The sequence below is a fragment of the Aestuariibius violaceus genome (assembly GCF_040779325.2).
Lineage (GTDB): Bacteria > Pseudomonadota > Alphaproteobacteria > Rhodobacterales > Rhodobacteraceae > Aestuariibius > Aestuariibius violaceus.
The window spans coordinates 25,503-41,596 of the sequence record NZ_JBFONT020000014.1 but is presented as its reverse complement, the minus strand read 5'-3'; the positions used below and the strand labels follow the sequence as shown (position 1 = coordinate 41,596).

Sequence of the window (16,094 nt, the reverse complement as noted above, 5' to 3'; positions counted from 1 at the left end):
CCTGAGGAAGCTCGCGAAGATCTTTCCCGCACCGCAGCAAACGCGCAAAGCCTGACCAGTAAGGCACTCGCGCTCAGTTCAGCGCACCACTTTCTGCACGCGCAACACGTTGTTTTTCCACAGAATCTCTCTTTCCCGACTTTCGCTGCTAAGCGGCAACACTGAGGGGCGCCATAATCAAAGCAGCTGATCATTCGGGTCTTCATTCACCGGCAGCGAGTCAAATCGACCGTAGTTTGGCGCGCGCGTGAAGTAGGCAGTTGCCGCTCCTACAAGACGAAGTCTGGTGGCTCGTTTTTGTCGACGATCACGACCCGCGCCGACTGGGCGTCTCAAAAAACGGCGAGGCTTTCGCGAACCGATACCGATTTGTCGGCAAACTCACCATACTGCTTTTTGGCGTTAAGAAAGGATGGTTCCGGCCAGTAGTTCGGTTGAGACGCTGAACACTCGGAGAACAGCAACGGGACAGCTATTTGCGGTTGAGTTACCAGACCGGGCCGTGTTGAATGTACCTGTGAGGTGGCGCATAACGGCCGACATGGGGCAGGCAAGCAGACATCCACACTGCCGTTGGGGCGAGAGGGCTGGGGTGACTTATTTCAGATCGAGATTTCCTTCGGGTCTTCTGCAGTCGCGTGTCATTCGAACATTCCGGGCGCGTCGAATTCGGCGAGAGTTCCAAGAGACGTTCGACCGTGATCGCTACCTCGAGATGAATCCCGACGTGGCAGAGAGTGGTATGGATCCGTTCGATCATTTCGCGAGCTACGGTCACGTCGAAGGGCGCCCCATGCCGATCCGAGGCACTCTTGGCAAGGAGATATCCCGGCCGGAGAAGAGCGACGCGCAGTTGGTCAAGGGGTTTTTGGAAACCAGTCGCGACAGTTCCGTCATTAATGGCTGGATTGCGGTTTCAGGCGATTTTCAACCTCGCACGGCCAGGATTGTCTTCCCTCATGGCGAAGTCCGTCTGCTGGCAAATCTCACGCGGCAGGACCTGAAGGACCGCGGGATCAACGATGGGCGTCATGGTTTCTCGGTGTCCGTTCCTCTTGAGCTCTACGACGGCAAGACGCATCTTATCCAATTGATCGACGGGGAGACCGGGCGGGAGATTTCGCGCCGGAAGCAGGCGTGGACTGTCGAGCGGCGCGCCTATGCCAACCTTGAGGAGTTTCTGGCGTACTCGCTGACACAACCGTCGATCACCGCACCGTTCTCGGAAAACGACAAGCGCGTCTTCGCGACGATGGAGGTTCTGGCAAACCGATTCGAGTCGAAAGGATTGGCGGCAGCGAACCGGCCGAAGTTCAGCGTCATCATGCCGGTCTATAACCGCGCCGATACCGTCAAAGAATCGATCGGCAGCATTTTGGCGCAAAGCTATCCGTGGTTTGAAGTGATCGTTGTTGACGACGGCAGTACGGATGACAGCGCCGATATCGTGGAAGCGGTGGGCGATGATCGGGTCAAACTGATCCGGCTCGTAGAGAACAGAGGTCATACACGGGCTAGGAACGTCGGGTTCGACGCTGCGACAGGTGACATTGTTGCCTATCTCGACAGCGACAACACCTGGGATAGCCGCTACCTCGCCGCCGTTGCCGGGCTTTACGCCGAGAGGCCGGATCTGAATGCGACGGTAAGCGGTCGCCTTGTCTTCAGAGGGCAGGAAAAGATGCCGCACAGCGTCATGTTCGGCCACCTCAATTTCGGGCTGCTCGACAACCGGAACTACCTCGACACCAACTGCATTACGCATCGGCGCAGCCTGTTCGAGGGGTCGGCTCCCTTCGATGCGAGCCTGCGCCGCTATGTCGATTACGATCTGTGCCTTCGCCTGTCCGACCTTGGACACTTCGCGTCGGCGCCGCTTCTGTTGTGCAACTACTATCTCCACCGCACGCCAAATGCGATAAGCTCGAACAAGCCCGAGTGGCAGGACCTCGACCGTATTCGAGAAAAGCACGAGGAGCGGCGCGCGTCGATCCTGGCCGCAGCGGCGCGACAGCCGCTTAAGCGCCCAGTGACTGTCGTAATTCCGAACTGGGAGTCGCTGGACGATCTCAGGGACTGCGTCGCCGCGCTGCAGTCAGGGGAGTGGGATGAGCAGCTTTCGGTTGTCGTGGTCGACAACAACTCGTCGCACGCCGTCGTCTCAGCCATAAGAGAAATGTCCGGCCTCCGGCTTGTGGAAAATGCTGTCAACTACGGCTTTACCTACGCCGTTAACCAGGGCATTGCGACGGCCGCGCAGGACGACGACATCCTCATATTGAACAATGACGCGATTGTCCGTCCGGGCGCGATCCAGGAACTTCAGGCCGCTGCCTATGAGCTGCCCGACGCTGGCCTGACGGTGCCGCGTCAGATCCTGGAGCCACAGACGAAGACGATGCGCACGCACGTGCCCTATGCCGATCCGGATCGTCCTGTTGATGTGAATATCTCAGCGCATCATCGCAACGTGGTCCGGATCGGCCTGATCCACGACGGCGGGCCGGTGGAGCTGACCTTTGCGCCATTTTTTGCGACCTACATCCGACGCGATGTCATTGATGAGGTTGGGCCGCTCGACGCCGAGTTCGGGCGGCACTATCGCTCAGACCGGGTCTACTGCGATCTGGTTCGTCAAGTGGCGAGGCGGAAGATCTATCACGTGCCGACCGCGCACGTTGTCCACAAGCTGCAGCGGGCGACCGAGTGTCTTAGAAAGACGAACGACAGCGACTTCGACCTGATGTTCAAGAAAAACAGGTGGTCGGAGCAGGAGATGGCGTCGCTTGGCTATCGCCGGGCGCACTGGGATATCTAAGCAGGCCTGGGGCGCAGGAGCACAAAATCCTGCTTGAGGTTGTTGGTCGATGGAAAGTGGTCGACGACCTCGAAATGCCCGCTCCATGAGCTTCGGATGTAGTCGATGCTGGTGTACGTCGCCTTGTAATAGGTCGGGATGTCGAGTTTGGGGCCGAGGTTCCGATCCGGGGTCCTGTCGTGCAGACCGCTTTCCAGAACATCAACCATCGGAGTGACATGTCCGAGCCGCGCCGCGTTGTACGTTGCGTAGGCGCCGTGAATCGACAGCAAGACGAGGCCGTCGTCGCGCAGGACGCGCCGTAGTTCCTGTAACCAGATCTGCTGCGCGGCCTCGGTCAGGTGGGTCATCACCGAGATGCCCGTGATCAGGTCGTAGGTGTCGGAGGGAAGATCCACAGGTGGATAGAAGGGGCCACGCACGAATTCGACGTCGTTGAAGGTCTTGGCGCCGAATTCGATGTTGTACTAGTCAACGTCCACGTTGGTGATGCGGTTTGCCTGCGGCAAAAAGAACCGACGCATCGGCACGCTGACCCGGCCACAGCCCCCGCCCCAGTCGAGAATGTTGTTGAACTGCGAGATATCTCGGCCCGTCGCGTGGTGGATGAGGTTGTACATCCGTCCAACAATATGTGCGCCGTTGGCGACAAAAGCGTTGCGTTTCAGGCCCTTGCCGTTGACGCGCTCCATGTTCTCCGTGCCGAAGGTATTGAGGTAGTCCGGCGCGCTGGCGAAGAGCCTTATCTTTGAAGTCGCCTGCGCACGGGCATCGGCGGTCTCATCGACCAGGCTCACGTCGACGAGTGGTGTCTCTTCCGGAGTTTCGATCTCCAGTGTCAGCACGGTGAAAAAGTATCCCGGCAGGCCAGGCGAGGTCTTTTGCGGCTCGATGGTTGAGGATATGATCCGGCCGGGCTGACACCGGGGCACCGGAGGTTCCGACGACGCAGACATGAATCTCAGCGTGGCAGTCACGGATCTGTCGGTCCATCTCACATCGACGATCTCGGAGACGAAGACGGGCGGCAGGGTGCCGAAGGTGTCGAAAAGACTGTCCAGCATCGGTTGGCGGCACGGAAGCAGCGCTCCGGTCTCTTTGTCCTTCACCTCTATGCGGCAAGCACGATCGAGGGGAATGCTGCCGGGAGGGAATTCGAATTCGAAGCCCCCCGTCCCATTGGCTATGCCCAATTCGGCCAGATCGGAGCGGTGACGAGACGCCAATACCGACCCGATTTCGCGCCCGTCTGCAAAGACTTGGGCCAGTCGCGGCGCGTCGTCGTTTTCACCTGCGAGCCAGCCTTGAATCGCGCGATGATTCAAGTGATCGATGTAGCCGCGGACCAAACAGAACTTCCCTTCTGAAATATAACTCAAGGTGACATACAATCGGCGGGAGGTCGATAGCACAGGCATGGTTTTGCCTTGCCGTGCGATGCTTGCGCTTCGCCATGTTAGCTGGTGTTCTCCAGTCATGTCTAGCGCCCAGCTTCTGGCCACTGATTTGGGGTTTCTCTACTAGGGTCAGGACGGCTTGCGCTTTCTGTGGCGTTCCGGGAGCTGCAGACCTTCTTCGCGCCACAGCCGCTCGACCTTTTTATGGTTGACCCGCCAACCTTCGACGTGAAGCAGTTCCGTGATCTTGCGGTAGCCATATCGACCGTACTGCTTTGCCAGCCGGATTAGAGTGAGCCGCAGTGCATCATCATCTCGTGGGGCTGGTCGATATTGCAGGGAGCTCCGCGCCAAGCCGATCACCCAGCAAGTGCGTCGCTTAGACTTCGCGAGCTTCCGGCGTGTATGAATGACGGCCTGACGGAGCTCTTGTGTGGTCAGGCCCTGGGTTTTAGGTGGTTCAGACTTTCCTTGGGAATGAGCTTATCCAGCTCAAGCTAAGCCAAGCTCTTCCTGAGCCGAGCAGTCTCGTTTTCCAGGCTCTTCATCTCCGAGAGCTGCGAACGGCCCATCCCACCAAATCGCTTCCGCCAGTCGTAGTAAGTCACGTCGCTAATCCCGACACTTCTGCATGCTGTGCCAACATCATCGCCGGCCGTCAGCTTCAGCTCGATCTCACGCAGCAGCTTCAAAATGTCTTCGCCTGTGTGTCACTTCTTTGCCATCCATGATCCTCCTCTTGACGCCAGTGTCATGGCCCAGTTCTACGGGGGAAGGAAAATCGGATTTAAGGGGTTAAACCTCGGTGGCTACTACGGGCGGCAAACGGAGTCGGACTTCTTTTCGGTCAAAGGGTGCTGGTCAGTTTTGAGAACGCTCATGGTCGCTAGTGTCTTGTGTGGATGGCTCCCGCATAGCAAGGATTAGATGAGACCGCTCGGATCATGTGGGCGGTGTTGAAGAAGAACGAACCCTACCGGCCGCACGCTGCCTGAGGAGTAGAGGAACAACGAGATAGCAAGATCAACGTTGTGATGGTGTACCCTTCAGCCTCAATGATCAGGACGCTCCGCCGAATGTCCCGGGCGCCATTGCCCGCAAAGCAGCTAGGAAGCTGATCTGCGGATCCCATCAGGGTCAGCGGTCATGACCGCGCAAACAGGCCGGACACAAGACCGCTTCTGAAACGGTACGCGCAATTCCATTTAACCCTTGCTATGCGGGAGCCATCAAAACAAGACATTCGCCGCGACAGCAATAAGCAAGTAGGTTTGGGCTCTTTCCGGACCTCGGCAGCGATACGTAGCATAAACGGCGCGAGCAGCTTGGTTGTCTGGCGCGCATTGGCCCATAGGCGGCCCCGGACGGTCAGCAAGGATGCTGCGGCGCGGCCTGTCAGGGCTGACTTTTCCTGCACTTGCCGGGATCTATGGGTGTCCGGGCGGACATTGCGGTCGTTGGTCATGCCAGGTCCGGCGTCAGTGTGCGGATGGTTTTGCAACGACCGTAAACGAGAGAGCCTCTGTGTCGCTCGTATCAGATCTGTTGTTCATGCCGTCAATTTCAATGCCGCATGATTTCAGTTCGGCTTTGAGGCTGCTCTGGGAGCAGTGCTGCAAGCCGCGATAGAGGTTCGAGATTATATATATATATCGGCCAGACGCCGTTCCTCTGTGGGTCGAAACGGTCCGTCGCACAGGTGAGAGCGAGCTCTGCCGGTCTTACGGTCGTGTGTCTGATCCGAGGCCGCTGCGATGGCGGTTAAGGCGCATCTGGCTGCGCTGTGTCGGGTGCCTGCGGAACGTAGGCCGCGGCTGCCACCAATCGTCTGACGTCTCTCAGCCCCACCTTGCCGCTGTAGTATCTGGCGCCCTCATTGGCTTTCGCGATCGCATGGAACAGGGCTTCGGGATCCGCTTCGGCAACAGTTCCGGCGCCGGTCTGGCCGGTGGCCAGAAGCGCCCGTGCATATGTCGGGCTGACCCATTGAATGCGGCATAGATCGGAGATTGCGATGAGGTCTGTCAGATCGCTTTCCTCCACGCCGAGGTCCTTTGCCAGCACGGTCGCTCCCTTGGATGCCGCCTCGAACAGCTTTTGGGTGTTCGTCAAACCCGCCTTTTCGAGGCGCGAGACGAGGCCGCTTTCCAGCCAGTCGATTTCATCGAGCGATCTTGGTTTGGGGAAGAAGCCACCGACCGCGCGCTTGAGCAATCGAAGGTAGTCGGGGTCGATGCCGGAGGCGGCCGAGAGCGTTTCCAGGGTCTTTTGCGACTTAAGCGCGGCGCGAAGATCTGCGAGGGAGTGTATCCCCGCAGCGCGGAGCGCGGTCAGTTTGGCATCGAGCCCGTCGAGCAGGGGGTCCTGGCTTGGAATCAGATCGGAGGTTGCGAGGCGCTGCCCCAAAGCGGCCAGGTCGATCGCGCTATCGTCGAGATAGTAGCTTGTCACGGGTCGTCCTCCGGGACGCCTCTCGCGCGGTGGGACAGGAGACGGGGCGCTGCGCGTTGAGGAATTAGCGGCTCATCTCCTGCCCGAGTTTCCTGGCTTGCAGCGAGACCCACCAGATCACGCCGGCTCCGATCAGGAAAATCCCGAAGCCGGCAAAGAAGAGGCAGATAAAGAGCATCGGTGAGATCGTCATGTGTCCTCGGTTCGGTGAGGGGTCTATCGTGGGGCGGTGCTAGCCGTGGATCGGCGGATGTGCCTTGATAAGCATCAATCGCGCCGCTGATCCTCAGACGTGTTCGAGACTTCGGTTCGAGAGCGCTGAATGGCGTCGATCGGAACGCGAGTGAGACCCGGGCAGGCCGCATGATCCGCTGTCTGGGTCGAGCGGTCAGATCAGGTGCGGAAGGAGGAAGAAGCTGTCCTCCCGCGGTGTCTTCCTGCTGCGGACCCTGCATCCGTAGGCCGCGCCGATATTCGCATCCGTCAGAACCCGGTCGGGCGTGCCGGACTGGGCCAGGGTACCGTTCGACATCAGGAGGACCTGATCCGCGAACATGCCGGTCAGGTTCAGATCGTGGAGGATGATGACAACGCCGCCGCCGGCCTGCGCGAAGCGTTCGGCCAGGCGCATGACGAGGATCTGGTGCGCCAGATCGAGGCTTGAGACGGGTTCGTCCAGGAGCAGCCAGCGCGGCGCGCCGTCGACCAGCGGCTGCCAGACCTGGGCGAGGATGCGGGCCAGCTGGACGCGTTGCTGTTCGCCGCCGGAGAGCTCCTGATAGAAGCGGGGGCCGTAGCCTGCGAGGTCGACCTTGGCGAGGGCGCGGTCGGCGAGGGTCGGATCGGCGCCCGAGAGGCCCGCGGTGGCGCCGAGCGAGACGACCTCGTGCACGGTAAACGGGAAGGCCAGCGGCGTTGCCTGGGGCAGTACGGCCCGGATCCCGGCGAGAAACGCGGGATCGGCTGTTGCGATGTCGAGGCCATCCAGCGTGACGCGGCCGTCATAGGGAATGTCCCCCGAAAGGGCGCGCAGCAGCGTCGTCTTGCCCGATCCGTTGGGGCCGATGATCACCGTGATCTCGCCCGGTGCAGCGGTGCAGGAGACGTCGGTCAGGATCGGCTTCCTGCCGAGCCGGATGTGAAGATCGCGCGCTTCGAGCATAGGCTAGAGATCGACCAGACCGCGCCGGCGCAGCAGGATCCAGAGGAAGACCGGTGCGCCGAGGATGGCCGTCACGATGCCTATGGGAAGCTCGGCCGGAGCGACAATTGTGCGGCTGATGATATCCGCGCCGACAAGGAGGGTGGCCCCCAGAAGGGCTGCGTTGATGAGAAGGGGGCGGTGATCGGGCCCGGTGCCGAGCCGCAGGAGGTGCGGCACGACAATGCCGATGAAGCCGATCCCGCCTGAGACGGCAACGGCGGAGCCGGTAGCGGCAGCCGTCAGGAGGACTGCGCCGGATTTCAGCTGCTCGGTCCGGATGCCGAGGTGACGCGCGGCGGCTTCGCCGAGGGCCAGGCAGTTCAGGCCGTGGGCCAGCCGGATGGCCAGAAGGATCGCGCCGAAGACGATGGGCGCAGTGATCCAGACCTTGGCCCAGCTTGTCCCGCCGAGGGAGCCGAGGCTCCAGAACGTGAAGTCGCGGAGTTGCTGGTCGTCGGCCAGATAGATCAGCAGCCCGGAAGCCGCGCCGGTGAGCGCCGCGAGCGCGATCCCCGCCAGCAGCATCGTCGCGACGGAGGTGCGGCCCTGGCGGGTCGAGACACGGTAGAGGATCAACATGGCGATCCAGGCGCCTGCGAAGGCCGAGAGGGCGATCAGCGCGTTCCCGGTAAGCGCCAGCAGACCGGCAGGGAGGAGGGGACCCAGAACGATGGCCATGATGGCCCCGAGCGACGCCCCGGCGCTGACGCCCACGATGCCGGGATCGGCGAGCGGGTTGCGGAAGAGGCCCTGCATCAGGACGCCGGAGATAGCGAGCGCGGCACCGACCGTGATCCCCAGCAGAAGGCGGGGCAGGCGGACGTCAAGGAGGATCACCTGCTCAATATGGCTGATCGCCTCGCCGTTCATCAGGGCGGCAAGTGCGCCGAAGAGAGAGGCATCGGCGGCCCCGTAGCCGAGGCTGAGAAGGCTTGTGGCGATCAGGAGCAGCAGAAGCCACAGATGCATCCAGCGCGCGAAGGTCTGCCGGTCGCGCGTTTTGGGCAGCGGCAGGGTGGCGGCTGCGTCAGCCGCCATAGAGTGCCACGCTCAGATCGCGGACGGCCTCTGCCGTACGGGGGCCGAAGCCGAGGAGGTAGAGACCGTTCATTCGGATCACCGCCTCTGCCTCTGCCGCGGGGGTCAGGGAAAGGGCCGGGATCGCGAAGAGATCTTCGTTGGTGGCGGCGTGGTCGCCGGTGCGGTCCATCATCAGGATCGCGTCGGGGGCGGCGGCCGCCAGCGCCTCGTCCGTCAGGAGCTTGTAGCCCGTGAAGGAGGTGACGGCGTTCTCGGCCCCTGCCATCTCGATGATGCCGTGGGCCGCGGTATTGGTGCCGGATGCCATGACGCGGCCGTCCTGCAAGCTGAGGATGAAGAGGACCCGCTTCTCGCCCCCATTTGCCAGGCTTTCTGCCTGACTGTTGGCAGAGCTGAGATCGGCGGCCACTTCGGTCCGCAGATCCTGGGCCTTCTCCATGACATCCAGCGCGGCGCCGACGGCATCGATCTTGGCGAGAATGCCGTCGGGGGAATAGTCATCGGGGATCGTCACGAAGGGAATGCGGGCGTTTTCCAGGATGTCGACCACCTCTGGCGGGCCGGCGCCTTCTTCGGCGAGGATCAGATTGGGCTCGACCGACAGCACGCCCTCGGCGGACAGGGCCCGCATATAGCCGACATCGGGAAGATCCGTCGCGGCCTCAGGATAGACTGAGGTCGTGTCGCGGGCGATCAGACGTTCTTCTTCGCCGAGGGCATAGATGATCTCGGTCACCGAGCCGCCGAGGGCGACGACGCGGCTGGGCTCTGCCTTTGCCGCGAGCGGCCAGCCGATGGCCATGAGGGTGGCGAGCAGGGCGGTGCCGGATCGGGTCGCGATGGCGCCGGTGGCCCTCATGACGCGCTTTCCAGCGTGTCGACGAGGGCGTTCCAGGCGGGGCGGGTGTCGGCGCCGTCCTTGCCGATCCCGAAGGTCTGCAGGATCAGGCTGCCGTCGGCATCGAACGCCTCGACCGAGATGGCGGGGCCGCGCTGGGTGGGTTTGTCGACCGCCCAGACCTCGGCCACGTGGTCGAGGCGGAGGTGGAGGTTGAAGTCGGGGTCGAGCACGTTCTGCCAGGGGCCTATCGGCTTGAGCGTTTCGATCGGGCCGCTGTGGATCTGGATGCAGCCGCGGTTGCCGACGAAGACCATGATCGGCACCGCGTCGGCGGCGGCCTTGTGGAGCATGGCGTCGAGCGCGTCGGTCTTGAGCCGCCGCACGAAGGGTGCCCCCGCGATGCGGTAAGCGCCGAGCCGGTTCATCTTGAGCTTGGCGCAGAGGCGCAGGAACTGATGCGTGTCGGTCAGGCGGCGCCATTCGTCGCGCAGGATATCGGCCTTGTTGAGGTTCGATTTCGGCGCCTCGGGTGGCGTGCGCGGATCGCAGGCGAGGGTCTGGCCCTGATCGTCGATCGCGAGATCCGCCTTCAGGCGCGTCCACGCATCGAGATCGGCGCCGTCGCGGAGGTAGATCTTGTGGACGGCGTCACCTGCCGCGTCGAAGACCTGGAGCGAGCGGCGCGTGCCGCCCTCCGTCTCGGTCTCGACGGCGAAGGCATGCCGCCAGTGGGAGGGAAAGATCCGCAGGTCGATCGCCCCGTTCAGGATCATCGCGGCGTGCTGGCCGGGATAGTAGTTGGCGTATTGCCCGTCCTTCTCGTGCACGCAGGACGGGTTGCGCGTGAGCGCCATGACGGTGCCGAGCGTCTCGGTCGCGGGCATCAACCGGTCGGGATGGGCTGCGATTCGGGTCGCCGTCAGTCCGGTCTGCGCCGCAAGAAGCTGGGCCTCGGACACCCCCAGCTTGTCGGCCAGATCGCGGTCGCGCAGCTTGGGATGTTCGGCCCGGGCGGCGCGCAGATCTGTCGGGGTCAACTCTAAGGTCTCGGACATGGGCGGCTCCTGCCTGGGGGACAGTGGGGTGAGGCATTCCGTCCGCCTCACATAGTTGACTTTTTTAGTCGGCCTTTATACGCACCTCAAGGTATCTCTGACAAAAAAAGTCAGAATACGGGAAAGCCGCCCAGCCAGCCCCTTGCGAGCGTCCGGCACCAAGACTTCGCTGCAAGGGACCAGCCATGACTTTACGACCTGTACTGCTCTTCGGGACGAGCTTTATGATAACGTGCGCCGGCACGACCGCGGCGATAGGGCAGGAGGGAGATGACGGCTTCCTCGGCACGATCGTGTTGGGCGAGAGCAAGCGCGAGGTGGCGACCGATACCGCTGTGCCCGTGACCGAAGTCGACCAGACCGAGATCGACGACCGGCAGGCGGGGACCGTGGCCGAGCTGATCGATTCCGTGCCGGGCGTGAGCCTGGTCAATGGATCGACACCGAACGGGTCGGGGATCAACATCCGCGGCTTCGGCGCCAACGGCACCTTCGGCAGCGACCAGAAGGTGGCGATCCAAATCGACGGCGCGAGCGTCGGCAGCGAGGAAATCTACCGGATCGGCACCCAGCTGTTCACCGATCCGGAGCTGTTCAAGACCGTCTCGGTCATCCGCGGCACTGTCGGCAGTTTTGAGTTCGGAACCGGGATCGTGGGCGGTGTGGTCCTGCTGGAGACCAAGGATGCGAGCGACTTCACCGGCGGCGAGCCGGGGGTGCGGTTCCGTCAGACGCTGCAGTTCTCAAGCAATGGCGACGGGCTGACATTGTCGTCGATCCTGGCCTGGCAGCCGACCGAGGATCTGGAGTTTCTGGCCAATTACACGTGGCGCGAGCAGGACACGCAGACCGATGGCGACGGCGAGGAGATCGGCAACAGTGAGTTCGAGCTGCCGTCATCGCTTATCAAAGGGCGCTACCGGTTCGGGAACGACCGGGCGCATGCGCTGTCCTTCACCTATACCGAGACGAGCGAGAGCCAGCGCGACGTCCTCTACGACACCTTCCTGACGACGGATGACGTCTTTGGAAATGTCGACCGGGATATCGAGACCGAAACGGCGATCCTGTCCTATGATTATAACCCCGTCGCCAACGATCTGATCGATCTGACGGTGGATCTGTCCTACGCCAATCAGGAGATCGAGCAGGAGTATGTTGAAGGGTCTTCTTCCTGTGAGGGCGGTCCGCCCTTTCCCTGCGGATTCCCGTTCCCCGATGGCGGCTTCGACGTCGTCAATGCGGATCAGCAATACGAGACGACCAAGCTGAGCGTCAAAAACACCAGCCTCTTCGTGACGGGGGCGGTTGATCACGACCTGCGCACCGGCATTGAGTTCATCCGCAAGGAGCGGCTCGATGCGGCCTCTGCGCCGGGCGGTGAGGACAACCGCTTTGCCATCTTTGCCGTCAATGAGATGCGGATCGGCGAGGCGTGGACGATCACGCCGGCCCTTCGCTATGAGACGTCCGAGATCGAGGGGACGCTGGATGACGGCACGGACGTCTCTTACGAGAACGACGCGCTCGTCGGCGGTCTGTCCGTTCGCTATGCCTTCGAGAGCGGGTTGGCCCTGTTCGGCTCGGCCGCCTATACCGAAAGCCTGCCCATCATCGACGACCTCGAGGTTGCGGATCTGATGGAGCGGGCCGAAGAGGCCACGACCTATGAGATCGGCGCGTCCTATGACAGCACCAGCGTCTTCTCCGACGGTGACGCCCTTGCCCTGAAGGGGACGCTTTACCGGACGGAGCTGACGGAGGTGACCTCCTACGTCTCGGACGTTGTGGTCGGCCCGGGGCCGGACGACATCGAGTCCCAGCCGCTTGACCGGGTTGAGACAGAAGGTTTGGAATTCGAGGCCTCTTACGCGATGGCCAGCGGCCTTTACGTCGATTTCAACGCCAACGTCATCTCTGGCGAGGAGACCGATGCCGGTGGCGACATCTCTGACTGGCGGATCACACCGGCCGACAGCGCGCGGCTGACGATCGGCCGGCGGTTCGAGGAAGAGCTGGACCTGAGCTGGGAAGTCGTCGCCGCGCGGGAGGAAACCCGGGAGGACGACAGCAGCCCGGGCTTTGCCGTTCATAACCTGCGGGCGACCTACATCCCGCAGGCCGGTGTTCTGGAGGGAACGGAGCTGAGGCTGGGCGTCGAGAACGCGTTCGACCGCGAATACACGCCGCATCTGTCCACCCGGCCGGCGCCTGGACGCAACATCAAGCTGACCCTGGCCCGCACCTTCTGATGCGAGATCCCCGGATGCCCCCTCCTGTCGGAAGACCCGTCTTTGCGGCGCTCACCGCCGGTCTTTGCCTTGGCGCGACCGTGCTGGGCGCCGACATCCGCGATGACGGGTCGGGGCTGGCCATCGAATTGAACGCGGTCAGCGAAGCCCCCCGCGGTTGCCATCTGACATTCCAGATCTGGAACGCGACCCCCGCAGATATCGACCGCCTTGTCTATGAAGGCGCCTTCTTCACGAAGGCGGGGGAGCTTAGCCGGCTGGCCCTGATCGACTTTGGCGATATCCCAGCCGAGGCGCGGCGGATCCGCCGCCTGACCGCGCCTGGCCTGGAATGCGGTGCCCTGGGGCGGGTGTTCTTCGCCGATGCGAGCATCTGCGAGACAGCGGGTGCAGCCCGACAGGCCTGCAGCGCGCGCCCCCGATTGACCAGTCGAACGGATGTGGAGGTGCAGGGATGACCGGTATCGTCGATCTCTTTGAGCGAGTGCGAGGCATCGTCGATCTTGGCGGGCCGGTTGTGGCCCTGCTGGCCCTCTTGTCGGTTCTCGCGACGACCGTGATCCTTTTCAAGATCTGGCAGTTCCAGCGCGCGGGCGTGGGCAAGCGCGCCGATCTTGGGGAGGCCGTTGCTGCCCGCGATGACGGACGGATTTCCGACGCGACACGCGCCTTGTCGGAGAGCCCGAGCTATCTTGCCCCGATCCTTCGTCAGGTGGTCGAGGCAGACGCGCCGCTTTCGCCGGAGGCGCAGACGCGGGCCCGGGCCCAGATCGATGCCGCGCTTTCGCGCCTTGAGGCGGGGTTCCGGTTTTTGGATTCGATCGCCCAGATCGCGCCGCTTCTGGGGCTGTTCGGAACGGTGCTGGGGATGATCGAGGCGTTTCAGGCCCTGCAATCGGCGGGATCGCAAGTTGATCCGTCGGTCCTGGCCGGGGGGATCTGGGTGGCCCTTCTGACAACGGCGGCCGGACTTGCCGTTGCGATGCCGACCTCGCTTCTGCTCGCCTGGCTTGAAGGCCGGACCGAGGCGGAGCGGGTCGCGGCGGAGGCGTACCTTTCGGCGCTCATCGCGCCGGGACTGCAACCCGGTGTCGACGCCACCCCGGCGATGGCCCATGCGACGTAGGCGCCGGCCGCTTTCGATGACGCCGCTGATCGACGTCATCTTCCTTCTGCTGCTGTTTTTCATGCTGTCCTCGACCTTCTCGCGCTTTGCGGATGTGGAGCTGATGACCGCCGGGGCAGGGGGCGCCGCCGATGCCGGCACGCCGCTTTTCCTTCAGCTTCGCGAGGACCGGTTGTCGCTCAACGGTGAGGATCGGCCGCTTGAAGCGCTGGAAGGTGCCTTCGCATCCGTCGATCGCCCGGCGGTCGTTATCGTGAATGTCGCGCGCGATGTCTCATCCCAGCGTCTGACCGATCTTCTGGTGGTGCTCAATACGCTCGACGGGATCGGCGTTCAGGTCTTGGTGCCGTCATGAGGCGCCTTCGCAGAAGGCCGGGGCGCGAACCCACGATTGCCTTGATCAACATTGTCTTCCTGATGCTCGTTTTCTTCATGGTCGCCGGAACGCTCGCCCCGGCGATGGAGGGCGATGTCGCCCTGATCCAGACGTCTGATCTGGACGGGCGCGAACCGCCGAATGCCCTTGTTATTCATGAGGACGGGAGTCTCCGCCTGCGGGGCGCAACCGTGCCCTCCGCGACCGTCGCCTACGGGCTGCTTGACGAGGGTGCGCGCGAGGCGGTGCGGATCGTCCCGGACAGGGACCTGTCGGCGCGGACGCTTCTGACCGTCAGCAACGATCTGCGGCGAGCGGGAGCTGACCGCATCCTGATCGTCACCGAGCGGGGGATGCGATGATCCCGACCTCTCCTTTCGCCTGGACGGGTGCCGGATTGACGGCGCTTGCGCTGCACCTGCTCATTGCCTTGGCCCTCCCGTCGGACGAGGCGAGGATCGCGGGGGGCCTTCAGGCCGGGGACGTTGGATCGATCGGAACCAGCTTTGCCGACATGGCCGTTGGAACGCTCGATGGCGATCCGGAGGACGTGGCCGAGACAATAGAGCCCGTCGTGCCGGACGAGATTTCCGGAGAGGCCCCCAGCGGCGGGGCTCCGCCGGAGGCTGTTGCGCCGGCATCCGCCGACATTGCCCAAGGCCCGTCCCGCGTGGCCGTGGCCGCCGTTCGATCGGTGCCCAGCGTTTCCTCCGCGGTCGGGCTGCCCCTCGCGCCCGAGCCGCCACGCGAGACCGTCACGGGCAGTGACATCGCGACGGCGGTTCTCAGATCGGAACGGCCGCAAGCCCGCCCGGATCGATCCCGTCAAAGAACATCACAGCAACCCGCGCCCGCACCGCGAGGCAACACCGCGTCGCGCCGGGAGGTCGCCGGAAGCGCGCAGGGGGTGGCAGAGACGCAGGCCAGATCCGACCGGTCCGGCCAGCAGGGCAGGGCGGCCGAGCGGGGCACCAACGCGGCGGCCACCAACTATCGCGGAGAGATAAAACGCCGGTTGCAACGGGTGCGGCGCCCTAATGTCAGGGCAAGCGGGTCCGCACGCGTCGCGTTCGTTATCGCCGACAGCGGCAATCTGGCCGCGGTCTCGATCAGCAGAAGTTCCGGAAATCCCTCGCTTGACCGGGCCGCAATCGAGCTCGTGCGCCGTGCCGCCCCGTTTCCGCCACCGCCCCCTGGCGCCCGCCGTGACTACGACTACGAGGTCGAAGGGCGCCTGTGACGGTGGTACGGGCGGGCGACCTATCCTGATATCGCAGGATGACCCCGGCCTCGATCACGCGATCGCACTCGGCGCCGTACTTTGTCTGGTTCCCCCGCAGGAGTTAAGGTCCGGGCCGGGTATCCGGACCCTCAGCCACATCAATGCGCTGCTGATGAGCATGGCGGCCCCGCCGAGCATCGTCACGTGGCTGTGTCGGGGATCAGCGCTGATGGGATAGATCGGGGTGATCGAGCAGCGAAGGATTTCTGGCTTATCTGAACCGCTAAAAGGCAGGGATGAGACCGAGACCC

At 63.1% G+C, this 16,094-nt stretch carries 17 protein-coding genes; 7 read left to right on the top strand and 10 right to left on the bottom strand.

The features are described 5' to 3' along the window. Positions 1-742: 742 nt before the first annotated feature. The gene (locus AADZ90_RS21185; RefSeq protein WP_411997141.1) at positions 743-2,818 is read left to right on the top strand and encodes a glycosyltransferase; all 2,076 of its coding nucleotides are present in this window, start codon (positions 743-745) and stop codon (positions 2,816-2,818) included. Here the strand turns inward: AADZ90_RS21185 and AADZ90_RS21180 are convergent. From AADZ90_RS21180 to AADZ90_RS21135, 10 genes are all read right to left on the bottom strand, one after another. After that, the gene (locus AADZ90_RS21180; protein ID WP_367312583.1) at positions 2,815-3,240 is read right to left on the bottom strand and encodes a class I SAM-dependent methyltransferase; all 426 of its coding nucleotides are present in this window, start codon (positions 3,238-3,240) and stop codon (positions 2,815-2,817) included. The genes AADZ90_RS21185 and AADZ90_RS21180 overlap by 4 nt on opposite strands. 45 nt (positions 3,241-3,285) lie before the next feature. Next, entirely contained in the window at positions 3,286-4,296 is a 1,011-nt protein-coding gene (locus AADZ90_RS21175) for a hypothetical protein (protein WP_411997140.1), read from the bottom strand. 48 nt (positions 4,297-4,344) lie between these two features. Then, entirely contained in the window at positions 4,345-4,578 is a 234-nt protein-coding gene (locus AADZ90_RS21170; RefSeq protein WP_367312581.1) for an IS3 family transposase, read from the bottom strand. 134 nt (positions 4,579-4,712) lie between these two features. After that, positions 4,713-4,907, bottom strand: a complete 195-nt coding sequence (locus tag AADZ90_RS21165) for a transposase (RefSeq protein ID WP_367312580.1) — start codon at positions 4,905-4,907, stop codon at positions 4,713-4,715. Between the two features lie 1,069 nt (positions 4,908-5,976). Beyond that, positions 5,977-6,666, bottom strand: a complete 690-nt coding sequence (locus AADZ90_RS21160) for a DUF4332 domain-containing protein (protein ID WP_367312578.1) — start codon at positions 6,664-6,666, stop codon at positions 5,977-5,979. 64 nt (positions 6,667-6,730) lie between these two features. Beyond that, complete coding sequence (locus tag AADZ90_RS21155) at positions 6,731-6,859, bottom strand: hypothetical protein (protein WP_367312577.1); 129 nt, start codon at positions 6,857-6,859, stop codon at positions 6,731-6,733. Between the two features lie 195 nt (positions 6,860-7,054). Next, positions 7,055-7,828, bottom strand: a complete 774-nt coding sequence (locus AADZ90_RS21150; RefSeq protein WP_367312576.1) for a heme ABC transporter ATP-binding protein — start codon at positions 7,826-7,828, stop codon at positions 7,055-7,057. Between the two features lie 3 nt (positions 7,829-7,831). After that, a complete protein-coding gene (locus AADZ90_RS21145; RefSeq protein ID WP_367312575.1) occupies positions 7,832-8,908 on the bottom strand; it encodes a FecCD family ABC transporter permease in 1,077 nt (358 codons plus the stop codon). Continuing rightward, positions 8,898-9,770 carry a heme/hemin ABC transporter substrate-binding protein gene (locus AADZ90_RS21140; RefSeq protein WP_367312574.1) on the bottom strand — a complete coding sequence of 291 codons (873 nt, stop codon included), beginning with the start codon at positions 9,768-9,770 and terminating at the stop codon, positions 8,898-8,900. Before AADZ90_RS21140 ends, AADZ90_RS21145 begins: the two co-directional genes overlap by 11 nt. Further along, the gene (locus tag AADZ90_RS21135) at positions 9,767-10,807 is read right to left on the bottom strand and encodes a hemin-degrading factor (RefSeq protein ID WP_367312573.1); all 1,041 of its coding nucleotides are present in this window, start codon (positions 10,805-10,807) and stop codon (positions 9,767-9,769) included. The genes AADZ90_RS21140 and AADZ90_RS21135 overlap by 4 nt, the downstream gene beginning before the upstream one ends. Before the next feature lie 224 nt (positions 10,808-11,031). Here AADZ90_RS21135 and AADZ90_RS21130 point away from each other — a divergent pair, with 224 nt between their 5' ends. Genes AADZ90_RS21130 through AADZ90_RS21105 form a run of 6 tightly spaced genes read left to right on the top strand, consistent with a single transcriptional unit; the run spans position 11,032 to position 15,801 of the window. Next, on the top strand, positions 11,032-13,059 hold the full coding sequence (locus AADZ90_RS21130) for a TonB-dependent receptor domain-containing protein (protein ID WP_367312572.1): 2,028 nt from the start codon (positions 11,032-11,034) through the stop codon (positions 13,057-13,059). A gap of 14 nt (positions 13,060-13,073) precedes the next feature. Beyond that, the gene (locus AADZ90_RS21125; RefSeq protein ID WP_367312571.1) at positions 13,074-13,517 is read left to right on the top strand and encodes a hypothetical protein; all 444 of its coding nucleotides are present in this window, start codon (positions 13,074-13,076) and stop codon (positions 13,515-13,517) included. Then, complete coding sequence (locus AADZ90_RS21120; RefSeq protein ID WP_367312570.1) at positions 13,514-14,185, top strand: MotA/TolQ/ExbB proton channel family protein; 672 nt, start codon at positions 13,514-13,516, stop codon at positions 14,183-14,185. The genes AADZ90_RS21125 and AADZ90_RS21120 overlap by 4 nt, the downstream gene beginning before the upstream one ends. Further along, entirely contained in the window at positions 14,175-14,540 is a 366-nt protein-coding gene (locus AADZ90_RS21115; protein WP_367312569.1) for a biopolymer transporter ExbD, read from the top strand. Before AADZ90_RS21120 ends, AADZ90_RS21115 begins: the two co-directional genes overlap by 11 nt. Further along, positions 14,537-14,923 (top strand): ExbD/TolR family protein, encoded by a 387-nt coding sequence (locus tag AADZ90_RS21110; RefSeq protein WP_367312567.1) that lies wholly within the window; start codon positions 14,537-14,539, stop codon positions 14,921-14,923. The genes AADZ90_RS21115 and AADZ90_RS21110 overlap by 4 nt, the downstream gene beginning before the upstream one ends. Beyond that, positions 14,920-15,801, top strand: a complete 882-nt coding sequence (locus AADZ90_RS21105; RefSeq protein ID WP_367312566.1) for a TonB family protein — start codon at positions 14,920-14,922, stop codon at positions 15,799-15,801. Before AADZ90_RS21110 ends, AADZ90_RS21105 begins: the two co-directional genes overlap by 4 nt. The last annotated feature ends 293 nt before the right edge of the window (positions 15,802-16,094 follow it).

Excerpts from the sequence above, each read along its gene's own strand:
- AADZ90_RS21185 (WP_411997141.1), top strand. The coding sequence starts at position 743 with ATGGATCCGTTCGATCATTTCGCGAGCTACGGTCACGTCGAAGGGCGC.
- AADZ90_RS21175 (WP_411997140.1), bottom strand. The coding sequence starts at position 4,296 with ATGACTGGAGAACACCAGCTAACATGGCGAAGCGCAAGCATCGCACGG.
- AADZ90_RS21155 (WP_367312577.1), bottom strand. The coding sequence starts at position 6,859 with ATGACGATCTCACCGATGCTCTTTATCTGCCTCTTCTTTGCCGGCTTC.
- AADZ90_RS21150 (WP_367312576.1), bottom strand. The coding sequence starts at position 7,828 with ATGCTCGAAGCGCGCGATCTTCACATCCGGCTCGGCAGGAAGCCGATC.
- AADZ90_RS21145 (WP_367312575.1), bottom strand. The coding sequence starts at position 8,908 with ATGGCGGCTGACGCAGCCGCCACCCTGCCGCTGCCCAAAACGCGCGAC.
- AADZ90_RS21140 (WP_367312574.1), bottom strand. The coding sequence starts at position 9,770 with ATGAGGGCCACCGGCGCCATCGCGACCCGATCCGGCACCGCCCTGCTC.
- AADZ90_RS21135 (WP_367312573.1), bottom strand. The coding sequence starts at position 10,807 with ATGTCCGAGACCTTAGAGTTGACCCCGACAGATCTGCGCGCCGCCCGG.
- AADZ90_RS21130 (WP_367312572.1), top strand. The coding sequence starts at position 11,032 with ATGATAACGTGCGCCGGCACGACCGCGGCGATAGGGCAGGAGGGAGAT.
- AADZ90_RS21125 (WP_367312571.1), top strand. The coding sequence starts at position 13,074 with ATGCCCCCTCCTGTCGGAAGACCCGTCTTTGCGGCGCTCACCGCCGGT.
- AADZ90_RS21120 (WP_367312570.1), top strand. The coding sequence starts at position 13,514 with ATGACCGGTATCGTCGATCTCTTTGAGCGAGTGCGAGGCATCGTCGAT.
- AADZ90_RS21115 (WP_367312569.1), top strand. The coding sequence starts at position 14,175 with ATGCGACGTAGGCGCCGGCCGCTTTCGATGACGCCGCTGATCGACGTC.
- AADZ90_RS21110 (WP_367312567.1), top strand. The coding sequence starts at position 14,537 with ATGAGGCGCCTTCGCAGAAGGCCGGGGCGCGAACCCACGATTGCCTTG.
- AADZ90_RS21105 (WP_367312566.1), top strand. The coding sequence starts at position 14,920 with ATGATCCCGACCTCTCCTTTCGCCTGGACGGGTGCCGGATTGACGGCG.